The organism is Bifidobacterium sp. H6bp9 (assembly GCF_032193695.1).
GTDB classification, from domain to species: domain Bacteria; phylum Actinomycetota; class Actinomycetes; order Actinomycetales; family Bifidobacteriaceae; genus Bombiscardovia; species Bombiscardovia kimbladii.
Map to the genome: position 1 here is coordinate 95,814 of NZ_JASTZY010000003.1, position 14,560 is coordinate 110,373.

General features: G+C 62.3%; 10 protein-coding genes. 7 read left to right on the forward strand and 3 right to left on the reverse strand.

Annotation, left to right across the window (positions count from 1 at the left end; translation table 11 throughout):
• Positions 1–28: 28 nt before the first annotated feature.
• Positions 29–682 carry a sugar O-acetyltransferase gene (locus QRX40_RS05395; RefSeq protein WP_313836841.1) on the forward strand — a complete coding sequence of 218 codons (654 nt, stop codon included), beginning with the start codon at positions 29–31 and terminating at the stop codon, positions 680–682.
• Between the two features lie 78 nt (positions 683–760).
• Here the strand turns inward: QRX40_RS05395 and QRX40_RS05400 are convergent, their stop codons facing one another.
• The gene (locus tag QRX40_RS05400; RefSeq protein ID WP_313836843.1) at positions 761–1,378 is read right to left on the reverse strand and encodes a TetR/AcrR family transcriptional regulator; all 618 of its coding nucleotides are present in this window, start codon (positions 1,376–1,378) and stop codon (positions 761–763) included.
• A gap of 300 nt (positions 1,379–1,678) precedes the next feature.
• On the opposite strand from QRX40_RS05400, the gene QRX40_RS05405 reads away from it, so the two are divergent.
• The 5 genes from QRX40_RS05405 to ileS all read left to right on the forward strand — a co-directional run bounded on the left by QRX40_RS05405 (position 1,679) and on the right by ileS (position 11,377).
• Positions 1,679–1,837: a hypothetical protein gene (locus QRX40_RS05405; RefSeq protein WP_313836844.1), complete on the forward strand. Its 159-nt coding sequence runs from the start codon at positions 1,679–1,681 to the stop codon at positions 1,835–1,837.
• 33 nt (positions 1,838–1,870) lie between these two features.
• Positions 1,871–3,985 carry a beta-galactosidase gene (locus QRX40_RS05410; RefSeq protein WP_313836845.1) on the forward strand — a complete coding sequence of 705 codons (2,115 nt, stop codon included), beginning with the start codon at positions 1,871–1,873 and terminating at the stop codon, positions 3,983–3,985.
• A 59-nt stretch (positions 3,986–4,044) separates the two neighbouring features.
• Entirely contained in the window at positions 4,045–6,345 is a 2,301-nt protein-coding gene (locus QRX40_RS05415) for a glycoside hydrolase family 3 N-terminal domain-containing protein (RefSeq protein WP_313836846.1), read from the forward strand.
• A 137-nt stretch (positions 6,346–6,482) separates the two neighbouring features.
• The gene (locus QRX40_RS05420) at positions 6,483–7,757 is read left to right on the forward strand and encodes a glutamate-cysteine ligase family protein (protein ID WP_313836847.1); all 1,275 of its coding nucleotides are present in this window, start codon (positions 6,483–6,485) and stop codon (positions 7,755–7,757) included.
• A 275-nt stretch (positions 7,758–8,032) separates the two neighbouring features.
• Positions 8,033–11,377 carry a mupirocin-resistant isoleucine--tRNA ligase gene (ileS, locus tag QRX40_RS05425; RefSeq protein ID WP_313836849.1) on the forward strand — a complete coding sequence of 1,115 codons (3,345 nt, stop codon included), beginning with the start codon at positions 8,033–8,035 and terminating at the stop codon, positions 11,375–11,377.
• A 137-nt stretch (positions 11,378–11,514) separates the two neighbouring features.
• On the opposite strand, the gene QRX40_RS05430 is transcribed toward ileS, so the two are convergent.
• Positions 11,515–12,462 (reverse strand): aldo/keto reductase, encoded by a 948-nt coding sequence (locus QRX40_RS05430; protein ID WP_313836850.1) that lies wholly within the window; start codon positions 12,460–12,462, stop codon positions 11,515–11,517.
• 166 nt (positions 12,463–12,628) lie between these two features.
• Here QRX40_RS05430 and QRX40_RS05435 point away from each other — a divergent pair, with 166 nt between their 5' ends.
• Complete coding sequence (locus QRX40_RS05435) at positions 12,629–13,597, forward strand: SPFH domain-containing protein (RefSeq protein WP_045924053.1); 969 nt, start codon at positions 12,629–12,631, stop codon at positions 13,595–13,597.
• Positions 13,598–13,649: 52 nt separating this feature from the next.
• Here the strand turns inward: QRX40_RS05435 and QRX40_RS05440 are convergent, their stop codons facing one another.
• Positions 13,650–14,501 (reverse strand): patatin family protein, encoded by an 852-nt coding sequence (locus tag QRX40_RS05440; RefSeq protein ID WP_045924054.1) that lies wholly within the window; start codon positions 14,499–14,501, stop codon positions 13,650–13,652.
• Positions 14,502–14,560: the final 59 nt, after the last annotated feature.

Here is a 14,560-nt window from a genome sequence, read left to right on the forward strand (position 1 = left end):
ACGAAGATCAAGGAAAGAGGGGCTTCCCATGACCAGCCGCGAGGAGATCAAGGCTCTGCTGGACACCGACCAGATCTACATTGCCGATACACCCGAAATGAAGCAGGTCCAGGACGCCCAGCAGGATCTGGTCTTCGAGTTCAACGCCTGCCGTCCCAGCCAGGCGGAGAAAAAGCGGGACCTCTGCAAAGAGATGTTCGGTTCATTCGGCGAAGGCAGCTGGATTGAGGGGCCAGTGCGGGCCAATTGGGCCTGCAACACCTACTGGGGGAGCAAATGTTACGCCAACTTCAACCTGGTTCTGGTCGACGACGGACGCATTGACATAGGCGATCACACCATGTTCGGACCCAACGTCACCATCGTCACCACGGGGCACGCCATTCGCCCCGATATACGCGTATATGGAACGCCCCAGTTCTCGGTTCCGGTCAGCATAGGCAGGAATGTGTGGATCGGAGCAGGCGCCATCGTCATGCCGGGAGTGACCATCGGCGACAACACGGTCATCGGGGCAGGGTCCCTGGTCACCAAGGACATCCCCTCTGATGTGGTCGCCTACGGCCACCCCTGCAAGGCCGTCCGTCCCATCAACGACCACGATTATGAATACTTCTGGAGGGATCGGCGGTATCAGGTGCCTTATGATGCCAGGCCTTTCAGGATGGATCAGGAAGGCTGATTGGTTGCTGCTTCCTTGGATGTCCCTGTCGGCTGGTGTCCGGCAACTGCGGTTTGGCCACTGCAATGCCTGTGCTGATCAGCAATATCCATCCCAGAGTGGTGAGGGAAAAATCAGCGCTTTGAACCGGTCCCATTCCTGGATGTAGTCGATTTTCGGCTCACGCAGCAGCCGCATCTGTATGCCGTCCATGACTTCCAGACTCATCCTCACCTTGTCCTGCATGTCTGTCGCCCACGCAATGCCATCAGGAAGCAGCCAGGGGAATTCAGAATAGCGCTTCCAGACCTCTGCCGGCCTGCGGATGAAATAATCATGCAAGGGGTGGCTGGCCGAAATGGCCTCTGTCTCTAGGACCGTATACAGCTGTGTGAGTTCGGGCTGGTCGGCATTGTGGGCGACCAAATAGTCAAAATAGGCCGGAAGATGCGGATGTTCGGGGTCGGACCCGGGAAGGCCGGTCTGCAGGAATTCCTCTGGCGTGCCATCGGCATCATAGATATCCGTGACCAAGAGGGAGAGCAGGCCTTCCTTGCTGCCCACATAATGGAGGACGCCCGGTTGCGACATCCCTACCATGTCAGCGACGTCTTTGAGCGATATGCCGTTGTACCCATGTTGGCTGATGAGGCGGGCAGCGGCCTGTGTGATTTCCGCGCGTCTCACCTCTGGTGATTTTCTGGTACGGCTCGTCATTTCCTGGTATTGCGGCTCCTTTTCACAGCTCTTGGATGCCTGGATCCTCCCGGTGGTTTGATACTTATGGTACATGGGGGCGTATCGGCAACAGCAAAAGGGGTATGGCTCGCCTAAAGCAGGGTTCCGACTCGTCTGGGAAGAGCAAAAGAAGTCGTGGCGCTCGCGGCCCTGGATGGAGCCGATGACTTGACAGAACCGTTGAATACCTGTTAGGTATATCATTATCTAACGATTAGTAGATATGGCTTTTCCGCCATTGGAAGTGTCAGAGAAGACTAGTTGAAAGATATCGGCACCATGAGCGACTCGACAACCTTGGCATTGGATGATTCGGCACTGCTGCAGGCGCATAAGGCCGTCTCGGAGCCGTCAACCGATCTGGAATGGACTGGCAAAGAAAGCCAGGGCTTCCTAGCAAACCTGGAGCTGCGATCTTTCAGCACCTTCGCCCTGTGAATTGAGTCCTGCGAGTCAAGATTGGAGTTCATCATGTCAGACAAGGCAGTCCGAACCAAGGACCACTCAGCTTCGTCAGGCGGCACGTGTCTGCCGGACAGGCTCATCTTCGGATGCGCCTACTACGACGAATATATGCCCTATGAGCGGGTGGACAAGGACATGTCCATGATGAAGTCCGCCGGCATCACCACCATTCGTATCGCCGAATCCACCTGGAGCACCCTGGAGCCCCAGCCTGGCGTATTCGACTTCAGCCATGTGGATCGGGTGCTGGAAGCGGCTGGACGTTTCGGCATCCAGGTCATCGTGGGCACGCCCACCTATGCGGTCCCCTCCTGGCTGGTCGCCATGCACCCGGATGTTCTGGCGGACACCCCCAAGGGCCATAACCGATATGGCGCCCGCCAGATCATGGACATTGTCAACCCCTCCTACCGGTACTATGGCGAGCGCGTCATCCGCAGGCTGATGAGCCATGTGGCCGACAACCCCCAGGTGATCGGCTACCAGGTCGACAACGAGACCAAGTACTACGACTGCGTATCGCCTGACATGCAGCGGCTCTTCGTCAAGGATCTGCGGCGGCGTTTTGACGATGATCTGGACCGTCTCAATGCGGCCTTCGGCCTGGACTACTGGTCCAACAGGATCGACTCCTGGGAGGACTTTCCCGACCTGACCGGGACCATCAATGCATCCCTGGGGTCGGCCTTCGACCGCTTCCGCCGAAGCCAGGTCAGCCGCTATCTGGCCTGGCAGGCTGACATCGTGCGCGAATATGCCTGCGAGGACCAGTTCGTCACCCACAACTTCGATTTCGATTGGGGTCCGGGCTGGTCATACGGCGTCCAGCCGGCTGTCGATCACTTCGAGGCGGCCGAGTGCCTGGATGTGGCCGGGGTGGACATCTACCATCCCACCGAGGATGACCTGACCGGCAAGGAGATCGCCTTCGGCGGGGACATGACCCGCAGCCTGAAAGGTGGCACCAACTACCTGGTCCTGGAAACCGAGGCCCAGGGGCAGAACGGATGGCTGCCCTACCCGGGCCAGCTGCGGCTGCAGGCATACAGCCATCTGGCCTCGGGGGCTGACGGGGTCATGTACTGGCATTGGCATTCCATCCACAACTCCTTCGAGACCTACTGGAAGGGTCTGCTTTCGCACGACATGGAGCCCAACCCCACCTATGAGGAGGCCGGCCGGTTCGGCAGGCAGGTAGCGCAGAAGGGTGTGGGGGAGCGCCTGATCAACCTCCGAAAGCGCAACAGGGTCGCCATCATGGTGGGCAACGACTCCCTGACCGCCCTGGACTGGTTCTCCCTGGAGACCGGCTTCCCCCGTGAGCAGGGGCAGATCTCCTACAACGATGTGGTCAGACGGGTCTACGATGCCCTCTTCGAGCTCAACATCGAGTGCGATTTCATCAGCGAGGAGGCTGACCAGTCCCAGCTGGGCCGCTATGCCATGGTCGTGGTCCCTGCCCTCTACAGCAGCAATGAGGATACGCTGAAGGCCCTGGCCGACTACGTCCATCAGGGAGGTCACCTGGTGGCCACGCTGCGCTCCTTTGTGGCGGACGAGAACCTCAAGGTCTGGCATGACAAGGCTCCGCACCTGTTGACCGACGTGTTCGGCATCGACTACAACCAGTTCACCCGTCCCGGCAAGGGGCTCACCCTGGATCTACATGGGTCCGACCAGGCCGGACCGACCTGCCAGGGGCTGATTGAGTTGCTGAATTCGCGAACCGGAACCCAGGTCCTAGCCTCCTATGACCACCCGGTCTGGGGGCGATATGCAGCTGTGACCCGTCATGATTACGGCCACGGCAGTGCGGAGTGGATCGGCACCCTGCCCTCGGCCCAGGGCATGCGGCAGCTGCTTTCGGATGCGGCGGATGCGGCTGGCTTGAGCGGTCCTGCCCGGGATCTGGCTGGCCTGGTCACCGTGCGTGAGGGCATCAACGCCCTGGGGGAGCAGGTCGCCTACCTGCTCAATTATTCGTCCAAGGAGGTCAAGCTGGACGCGCCCTACGGGGGGCATCTGCTGGTGGCTGACGGGCAGGCTGATCCAGGGGCTCATGTGGACCAGGGACAGTCCATGACCATCGGACCCTGGGACCTGGCAATCATCGTCCGGTAGACCGTCTCCAGCCTGATCGGCTTCAGACTGACCGGATATGAAGAAAGGAAGGTGCCCAGATGGCATCAAGAAAGTTGACGGAGGACCTGCCCTACCGCAATCCCGACCTAAGCGTGGATGAGCGAGTGGCCGACCTGGTGGGCCGGATGACCCGTGAGGAGAAGGTGGGCCAGATGATGCAGCTTGATGCCCGCTCGGGAGTGGACAAGGAGGTGGTGGATCAGCACGCCGGGTCACTGTTGCATGTCTCTCCGCAGAACATGATCAAGGCTGACAAGGCCGTTCATCGCACCCGTCTGGGCATTCCTCTGCTGATCGGCGATGACTGCATCCACGGCCATTCCTTCTTCCGCGGGGCCACCATTTTTCCCGAGCAGTTGGGCATGGCGGCTTCCTTCGACCCTGAACTGGTTCAGCGGATGGGGCGGGCCACAGCCCAGGAGGTCGCCACAACAGGCGTCCACTGGACCTTCTCCCCGGTGCTCTGCATCGCCAGGGACACCCGCTGGGGCCGGGTGGATGAGACCTTCGGCGAGGACTCCTTCCTGATCGGCGAGATGGCCTCGGCCATGGTGCGCGGCTACCAGGGCGGATCGGCCATGACCGGGACCTTGCCCAAGGATGCTGTGCTGGCCACGGCCAAGCACTTCGCTGGCTATTCCGAGACCCAGGGCGGGCGCGATGCCTCCGAGGCGGACCTTTCGCACCGCAAGCTGCTGTCCTGGTTCCTGCCGCCCTTCGAGCGCCTGGCCAAGGAGGGCGTGGCCACCTTCATGCTGGGCTACGAGTCCATCGACGGGGTCCCGGTCACCATCAACAACTGGCTGCTCAACGAGGTGCTTCGAGGGGAGTGGGGCTACCAGGGCACCCTGATCACCGACTGGGACAACGTGGGTCGGATGGTCTGGGAGCAGAAGGTGCAGCCCGACTACGCCAGGGCCGCTGCAGCCGCCGTCAAGGCCGGCAATGACCTGATCATGACCACGCCCGGCTTCTACCAGGGAGCCTTGGATGCACTGGATGCCGGGCTTCTGCACGAGGAGGACCTTGACCGGGCGGTCAAGCACATCCTGGCCCTGAAATTCCGCATGGGGCTCTTCGAGGATCCGCGTCTGCCCGACCCCGAGGCCCAGAAGGCGGTCATCAACTCACCGGAGCACCAGGAGCTCAACCTCCAGGTGGCCCAGGAGTCGGCAGTCCTTTTGAAGAATGACGGCATCCTGCCCCTGTTCGGCGGGGTGGATGCCGATGGCCGTCCTGGCGATGATTCAGCCCACAGCATCGCCCTGGTGGGTCCACTGATCGACGATGCCCAGAACCAGCTGGGGGACTGGGCCGGCGGCTCGGGCCAGTGCGACTGGATCAAGGATCAGCCGCGGGAGATGATCTCGACAGTGGCCGACGGTCTGCGCCAGGAGCTGCCTGCAAACTGGCGGCTCAACTGCGAACAGGGCGTCGACGTGCTCCGTCTGGTCGACGACCCTGCGGGTCCGCTCTTCCCCGATGGCCAGCCCAGGCCCAAGGTGGCGGCCCCGGCCAGGATCGATCAGGACCGCTTCGACAGGGCCGTAGACCTGGCCAGGCAAAGCGACCTGGTGGTGGCCGTGGTCGGCGACGTGGTCCAGCTGGTGGGCGAGGGCCGTTCGACTGCCACCTTGGAGCTCTATGGTCCTCAGCGCGACTTGCTGGATGCCCTGGCGCAGACGGGCAAGCCCATGGTCATCGTGCTCATGTCCTCCAAGCCGCTGATCCTGCCCCCGTCCGCACAGTCGGCCAGGGCGCTGATCTGGCAGCCCGACCCGGGCATGCAGGGCGGCCGTGCCCTGGCCAGGATTCTCACCGGCAAGGTTGAGCCCACAGGCAGGCTGCCCATCACTTTCCCCAGGCATGCCGGCCAGCTGCCGGTCTACTACAACCAGATCCGAGGCCAGCATGGTGACCGCTATGCCGACCTGACCCAAGAGCCGGCCTTCGCCTTCGGCCAGGGGATGGGCTACACCACCTTTGCCTACGGAAAGCCCCAGATCGATGGACCGGATGCCGTCGGCCCTGAAGACAGGGTCAGGGTGACTGTGGACCTGACCAACACCGGCCAGCGCCCAGGCACCGAGGTGGTGCAGGCCTACATCAGCGACCTGGTGACCTCCGTCAGCTGGGCCGACCGCGAGCTCAAGGCCTTCCAAAGGATTCAGCTGGATCCAGGGCAGACCCGGAAGGTGATTTTTGATCTACCGGTGTCTGAGTGGGCCCTGGTTGATGCCGACTGCAACCGCAGGGTCGAGCCCGGTCAGTTCCAGGTGCTGGTGGGATCCTCCTCGCGCAGGGAAGACCTGCAGGCCGTGACGGTGACCGTGGGCTGAGCCTGAAATCGACCGGGTTGCGGTTGCTTTAGGTTGTGGTTGTTCTGGATTGCCGCCGGTCGACTGACCGATACCTTGTTGTGGAACTCCTCGCGTGTTGGTTGCCCATGGCCCTCGGCCGCTCTTACCATGACAGCATGAGGAAAAGCGTAGGCGCTGGGTATGCGCACCTGTTGACGGTCCCAAATCCTCGGCATGTGGCCAGCCTGGTCGACTACTTCACACGCGGATCCAAACCACGGTCCCAGTGGCGGTTCGGTATTGAGATCGAGCATCTGCCGGTGCGCAATGATGGTTCCGATGCCCCGGTTCCCTATGAGGGAGAGCAGGGCATCGAGGCCCTGCTGTCTGCCTTGGAGCCCTGCTATGACGGCGATGCAGAATACCGGGAGGATGGTCACCTGGTCGGGCTGAGCAGGCCGGGTTGCGTGGTCTCCCTGGAGCCCGGGAGCCAGGTGGAGTGCTCCCTAGGTGTGGTACGTGACAGCCGAGAATTCGAGGATCTCTACCGTCGCTTCCGTGCCGAGGTCGACCCCATCGCCGAGCGACTGGGGTTCCGTCTGGTTGAGTACGGGTACCGTCCGGCTGGGTCCTATGCGGATGTGGGCGTCAATCCCAAGGAACGTTATGCGGTCATGAACACCTACCTGGGTCGCATCGGCCAGTGCGGGCCCATGATGATGCGCAGCACCGCCTCCACCCAGATCAGCATCGACTACCAGGACGAGGATGATGCCATCGCCAAGATCCGTCTGGGCACGGCCATCGGGCCTATTGTGGCCTACTTCTTCCGCAATACTCCGATCTTTGAGGGGAAGCCCAACCGCATGCCCCTGCGACGCCAGCGGATCTGGGATTGGCTCGACACCCAGCGCACAGGCCTGATTCCGGGGCTGTTCGAGGACGGCTTCGGCTGGGAGGACTACGCCGTGGATATGCTCTCCACCCCGCTCATGGTGGCGGATGTCTCCCACACCCCTGAGGTGGACGGGCCGCAGGGTCGGCAGTTCTTCATTGCCTGGCATGAGAACGCCGGGGAGATCTATCCTGACCGCCGGCTCAACGATGCCGAGATAGCGCATATCCTCACCACGCACTTCAACGACGTCCGTTTGAAGAATTACATCGAGCTCAGGCACTGGGATTCCCTGCCCATGAAACGTGCCAGCCGACTTCTGGAGATCGTCGGCGGTATCTTCTACGACTCGGATCGATTCGCCGGACTTGTCGGGCTTTTGGACGGGGTGAGCGAGGAGGACGTGCTCCAGGCCAAGGCCGACCTGCAGGCCCACGGCGGGCAGGCCAGCCCTTATGGGCACTCTCTGGACTTCTGGCGGCAGGCGCTAGGTGCCGAGAACACTCTGGATGATCTGCCGGGCGATCCGCGCCATCCTGAACGCTTCCAGTCCTGACGACTGTTTCGTTATGCGAACGGGCGGGTCAGGTTTCCTGAGGATGGTATAATCTGGTCACCAATGGGCCTTGATCCGTTATCAGCGGGGAGCCCTCGGAAGAACGGGCTCGCTTGCGGCGATCCTCAGTAGAACCGACGGGCGGGCCCGCATAGCCCAGTTCAAGCGGTCCGGCGCAGGTCATTGGCCGGGCAAGCGAGGTGGTACCGCGGTGGGCCCCATAGGTCCCTCGTCCTCGACATGGCGACATGAACGACCAGCGAGGAGCGTGAACGGTGAATCAGACCACTGATACCTCAGATGCGACAAAACGGGATGGCGCAGTCTATCCCAAGGCGGTGGTGGACCCGGCTCTGGCCAAGGTGAAGCCCAATCCCTCCTTCCCCCATATGGAGGAGTCCGTTCTGGACTACTGGGACCATGACGACACCTTCAACAAGTCAGTGGATCGTCGCCCTTCCGGCGATCATGCCGACAATGAGTTCGTCTTCTTCGATGGCCCGCCCTTCGCCAACGGCCTGCCCCACTATGGACACCTGCTGACCGGCTACGTCAAGGATGTCATTCCCCGCTACCAGACCATGAAGGGCCACAAGGTCAAGAGGGTCTTCGGCTGGGACACCCACGGTCTGCCTGCCGAGCTGGAGGCGCAGCGTGAGCTCGGCATCGACAGCGTGGATCAGATCGAGCAGATGGGCATCGAGAAGTTCAACGACGCCTGCCGCGCTTCAGTGCTCAAGTACACCAGCGAGTGGAAGGACTACGTCCACCGTCAGGCCCGCTGGGTGGACTTCGACCACGGATACAAGACCCTTGATGTCTCCTACATGGAGTCGGTCATGTGGGCCTTCAAGACCCTCTACGAGAAGGGCCTGGCCTATGAGGGCTACCGGGTGCTGCCCTACTGCTGGAAGGATCAGACCCCGCTGTCCAACCATGAGCTGCGCATGGATGCCGATGTCTACCAGGACCGCCAGGACACCACCGTCTCCGTGGCCGTCAAGCTCAGGGACGAGGACGCCTATGCCGTCTTCTGGACCACCACCCCCTGGACCGTCCCCACCAATCTGGCCATCGTGGTCGGAACTGATATCGAGTACTCGGAGGTCAGTCCGGTCTCCGGGTCCTTCGCGGGCAAGCGCTTCTACATCGCTACGGCCCGTCTGGGCGATTACGCCAAGCAGCTGGGGGAGGACTACCAGGTGGTCCGCACCCTCAAAGGGTCAGAGATGGAGGGCTGGCGGTACTGGCCGGTCTTCCCCTACTTCGCCGGAGAGCAGGCTGAATCCGAGGGCGGCACCCCCGGCCCCAATGCCTATACCATCTACACGGCCGATTACGTCGACACCGTGGAGGGCACCGGCCTGGTCCACCAGGCTCCCTATGGCGAGGACGATATGAACACCCTGAACGCCAAGGGGATCCGCAGCGTGGACGTGCTCGATGCAGGCGCGGTCTTCACCGAGCAGTGCCCCGACTACCAGGGCCTGCAGGCCTTCGAGGCCAACATGCCCATCGTCCGCAACCTGCGCGCAGGCGACGGCCCCCTGGCACAGATCCCAGCCGAGCACCGGGCCCTCCTCTTCCAAGAGAAGAGCTACGTCCACTCCTACCCGCACTGCTGGCGTTGCGGCACCCCGCTGATCTACAAGCCGGTCTCCAGCTGGTTCGTCTCCGTGACCAAGATCAAGGACCGCCTCCTGGAACTCAACCAGCAGATCAACTGGATCCCCGGAAACGTCAAGGACGGCCAGTTTGGCAAGTGGCTGGCCAATGCCCGTGACTGGTCCATCTCCCGCAACAGGTTCTGGGGCTCGCCCATTCCGGTCTGGGTCTCGGACGATCCCAAGTATCCTCGGGTGGACGTCTACGGGTCCTTGGATGAGCTCAAGAAGGACTTCGGCCGCTACCCGACCGATGACAAGGGGCAGATCAACATGCATCGGCCCTGGATCGACCAGCTGACCAGGCCCAACCCTGACGACCCCACCGGCAAATCCACCATGCACAGGATCACCGATGTGCTGGACTGCTGGTTCGAGTCGGGCTCCATGCCCTTCGCCCAGTTCCACTACCCCTTCGAGAACAAGCAGTACTTCGAGGACAGGGATCCCTGTGATTTTGTGGTCGAGTACATCGGCCAGACCCGCGGCTGGTTCTACACCATGCACATCATGTCCACGGCCCTCTTCGACCGCCCGGCCTTCAAGAACGTGATCTGCCATGGCATCGTCCTGGGCTCCGACGGCCAGAAGATGAGCAAGCACCTGCGCAACTACCCGGATGTGAACGAGGTCTTCGACAAGTACGGATCCGACGCCATGCGCTGGTTCCTGATGAGCTCGTCCATCCTGCGCGGCGGCAACCTGGTCGTCACCGCCGATGGCATCCGCGACACGGTCCGCCAGGTCATGCTGCCGGTCTGGAGCTCCTACTACTTCTACACGCTCTATGCCAACGCGGCTAACAAGGGCGCCGGCTACCAGGCCCAGGCGCTGACGCCGGAGCGTGTGGCCGACCTGCCGGAGATGGACCGCTTCCTGCTGGCACGCACCCGTCGGCTGATCCAATCGGTGCAGAAGGCCCTGGACGACTTCGCCATCTCGGAGGCCTGCGATGCGGTGACCGACTTCATCGATGTGCTGACCAACTGGTACATCCGCAACAACCGCGACCGCTTCTGGGGCGAGGACCACCAGGCCTTCGACACCCTCTACACGGTTCTGGAGGCCTTCGCCCGCCTTCTGGCCCCCCTGGCGCCCATGGAAGCCGAGCAGATCTGGCGGGGCCTGACCGGTGGCGAGTCTGTCCATCTGGCCGACTGGCCCTTCCTGGCCGACGAGGCCACCGGGCAGGAGACCGAACTGGGACAGGTCCTGCGTGACGATCCTGCCCTGGTAGCCGCCATGGAGAAGGTCCGCGAGGTGGTTTCGGCCACCCTGGCCCTGCGCAAGGCCGAGCAGATTCGCGTACGCCAGCCCCTGTCCCTGCTGACCGTGGTGGTTCGTGACCCCGACGCGGCCCGCTCCTACGTGGACGTGCTCAAGTCCGAGCTCAACATCAAGGACGTGGAGTTCTGCACCCTGGACCAGGCCGGCCGGCATGGTCTGCGGATCATCCACGATCTCAAGGTCAATGCCCGTGCGGCCGGACCCCGGCTGGGCAAGCAGGTCCAGTTCGTCATCAAGGCTTCCAAGCAGGGCGACTGGTCCGAGCAGGACGGCCACGTGGTCGTCACCACCCCCGACGGAGCGGTGGCCCTGGAACCCGGCGAATACGAGCTGGACAACCGGATCGAGCAGGAGGATGGCTCCCAGGCCGACCGGTCGGCCTCCGCGGCCCTGCCCACCGGCGGCTTCGTCATTCTCGACACCCAGCTGGACGACGATCTCCTGGCGGAGGGCTATGCCAGGGATCTGATCCGCCAGGTTCAGGATGCTCGGAAGACCGCTGGCCTGGACATCGCTGACCGGATTCGGCTGACCCTGACCCTCCCCAAGGAGGATGCCTCCAAGGCTCAGCAGTTCAGCGACCTGATCGCCCGAGAGACCCTGGCCACCAGTCTGACCGTCAATGCTGGCGATCTGGACCAGCCGCAGGTCGACCTGGTCAAAGCCTGATCATAATTGCATAAAAAGGGCTTCCATCTGATAGGAGATGGAAGCCCTTTTTCAATACGACCTGCCTGGCTAGGTGCTCGTCTGCGCCACGCTTGGCCGTGCGGCTGGCAATATTGCGATGGAGCGCCGGCTGCTGATCAGCCCTTGACCTTGTCGCTGACCTGATCCAGGGTCTGCATATCCTGGTCGCTCAGTTCCAGATGGGCAGCGGCCAGAAGGGCCGGCAGCTGCTCGGGGGTGCGTGCAGAGGCGATGGGGGCTGCGATCCCAGGCCTATGGTTGAGCCAGGCCAGGGCTACGGTGGCCAGCTCGACCCCGTGGGCCTTGGCGATGCCGTCCATGGCAGCGACCACGTCCAGTCCCTCCTGGGTGAAGAAGTCCTTGACCATGCCCTCGCGCTTTTTGCCCTTGAGGTCGTCCATGGTCCGGTACTTGCCCGTCAGGAAGCCCGAAGCCAGCGAGAAGTAAGGGAAGACCGCCAAATCCTCGTCCTTGGCGACCTGCATAAGGCCATTCTCATAGTCCTTGCGGTAGACCAGGTTGTATTGGGGCTCCAGGGCCACCGGCAGGGTCAGGCCCTCCTTGCGTGCAATGCTGAACCATTCACGGATCCGGTCCGGCGTGTAGTTGGACACTCCGATGGCCCGGACCTTGCCCTCCTTGACCAGCTTGTCGAAGGCTGCCGCAGTCTCCTCCAAGGGGGTGGAGCTGTCGTCGAAGTGGGCGTAGTAGAGGTCGATCACATCCAGACCCAGCCTGAGCAGGGAGGCGTCGGCGGCGGCCTCGATGTTCTTGGCTGAAAGACCGGAGTACTGGGGGTGCTGGCTGACCTTGGTAGCCACCAGGACCTTGTTGCGGTTGCCGTTCTTGGCCAGCCAGCGGCCTAGGACGATCTCGGACTCGCCGCCGGAGTGGCCTGGGGCCCAGGCCGAGTAGACGTCGGCTGTATCGATCAGGTTGCCCCCGGCTTGCGTGTAGGCATCCAGGACCTGGTCAGACACAGATTCGTCGCTGGTCCATCCGAAGGTGTTGCCGCCCAGGACCAGGGGGAAGATTTCGGCGTCGATGCCGCGTAGTTTTGCCATATTCATCCTTTCGGGTTGAAGACTTGTTAAACCGAGTCTATTACGGCTTATGCGCCCGAACCGATTATTCAGACGAGTCCATCATGTATGGTGATGAGAGGATAGGCCGGAATGGTGCGGTTCTCAGGTCCGGCCCCAAGGGTTTTAAGCTCGAAGGAGAACACTCATGCATCTGGGCATAGCCATTGTGATCGCCGTGCTGGTCCTGGCGCTGATCATCTTCCTTCTGGGGATTTTCGTGGTGCCCCAGCAGCAGGCGGACGTCATTGAGCGCTTCGGCAAGTACCACCGGGTGGCGCTGGCAGGCATCCACGCCAAGATCCCCCTGGTGGACCGGATAGCCGCCAAGACCAATCTGCGGGTCAACCAGCTGAACGTCAAGCTGGAGACCAAGACCAAGGACAACGTCTTCGTCACCGTGGAGGTCTCCACCCAGTTCCGGGTGGAGGCGGCCAACGTGTCTACGGCCTACTACGAGCTGGTCGACCCGGCGGGCCAGCTGCGCTCCTATATGGAGGACGCCCTCAGGTCGGCCATTCCCGCCCTGAGCCTGGACGACGCCTTCGCCCGCAAGGACGACATCGCCTCCGACGTGCAGCAGACCGTGGGCCAGGAGATGCAGCGCTTCGGGTTCTCGGTCATCAAGACCCTGGTCACGGCTATCGACCCCTCCGCCCAGGTCAAGCAGGCCATGGACTCCATCAACGCGGCTCAGCGTGAGAAGGAGGCCACCAGGGAGCGTGCCGAGGCCCGTCGGATCGAGATCGAGACCCAGGCCAGGGCCGATGCCGAGAAGACCAGGATGCAGGGCGAGGGCCAGGCCAACTACCGACGGGAGATCGCCAACGGCATTGTGGACCAGATCAACAGTCTGAGGGCCGTGGGCATGGATATCGATGCGGTCAACAATGTGGTGCTCTTCAACCAATATCTGGATGTGATGCGCTCGCTGGCCGAGTCCGACAATGCCAAGACCCTGGTTCTGCCTGCGGCGACCCCCGGTGGTTACAACGAGCTCTTCAACCAGATGACCGCAGCGCTGATGACCGCCCAGAGCACCCAGGGCAGTGCGGATCCCCGCCACGGCCGCAGGAGTGCGGGCGCAGAGGGCGGGGCCGGGACGCCGGCTCTGTAAGGCCGTGTCCTAATAAGCAATTTCCGCATGGCAGGTCCTGCGGGGTCGGGTTTCAGCTTTTCAGGAAGTCGGCTATGGCCTCGGCGGCCCGATAGCCCTTGTCGTACATGGCGTTGAGTCCCTTGAGCGACTTGCTCAGCGTGGTCAGTCCGCACAGGCTGTCAGGGGCCAGGATGAGCACCCGACCCTCCTTTTCGGCCTGCTTGGCCAGGGCCACCTCGTCGTTGTAGGTGCGGTAGCGCTCCATCAGGCGCTCGCCGGCCGCCGGATACGTCCTGGCCAGGATCCGGGCCGGCAGGACATCCTTCTTCTGTTCGCGCAGAATATCCCTCTGGCGGGTCAGGACCAGGACGATGCGCTCGTAGCCCTCGTCCATGGCCTTGCGGACCGGGACCGGGTCGGCGATGCCGCCGTCCAGATAGGGCACCCCATCGATCATGTAGGGCTTGTTGGCCACCGGCACGGTGGATGAGGCCTTGAGGATGTCATAGTTGTCCTGGGCCAGGTCGGACTTGTCAAAGTAGACGGTGGATCCGTCAGTGGCCTTGCAGGCGACTACGGTGAACAGGGCCGGATTGGCCTTCAGAGCCTGGTAATCCAGTGGGCATTCCCCGTCATGGGCCGACAGTTTGCCATAGACGTAGTCCAGGTCGACGAAGGTGTGCTTGGTCAGGAAGTTGCTCACGCTCGCGTACTCCTTGCGGGAGGAGTAGACGGTGTAGAAGCGGTAGCAGCGTCTGAGCTGGCCCGACAGGAATGAGGCCAGATTGGCGCTGCCGGCCGAGACCCCGTAGCAGTGATCGAAGGTGATGCCCTGCTCCATGCAGCGGTCGAAGACGCCGGCGCCGAAGATGGACCGGTAGCCGCCGCCTACGTCGATGACGGCTGTTCTTTTGCGTGCCATGGCACCTCGTTTCCTGACAGATATCCGAGCTTGATGACAGCTTATGCGTGAACGTTGGA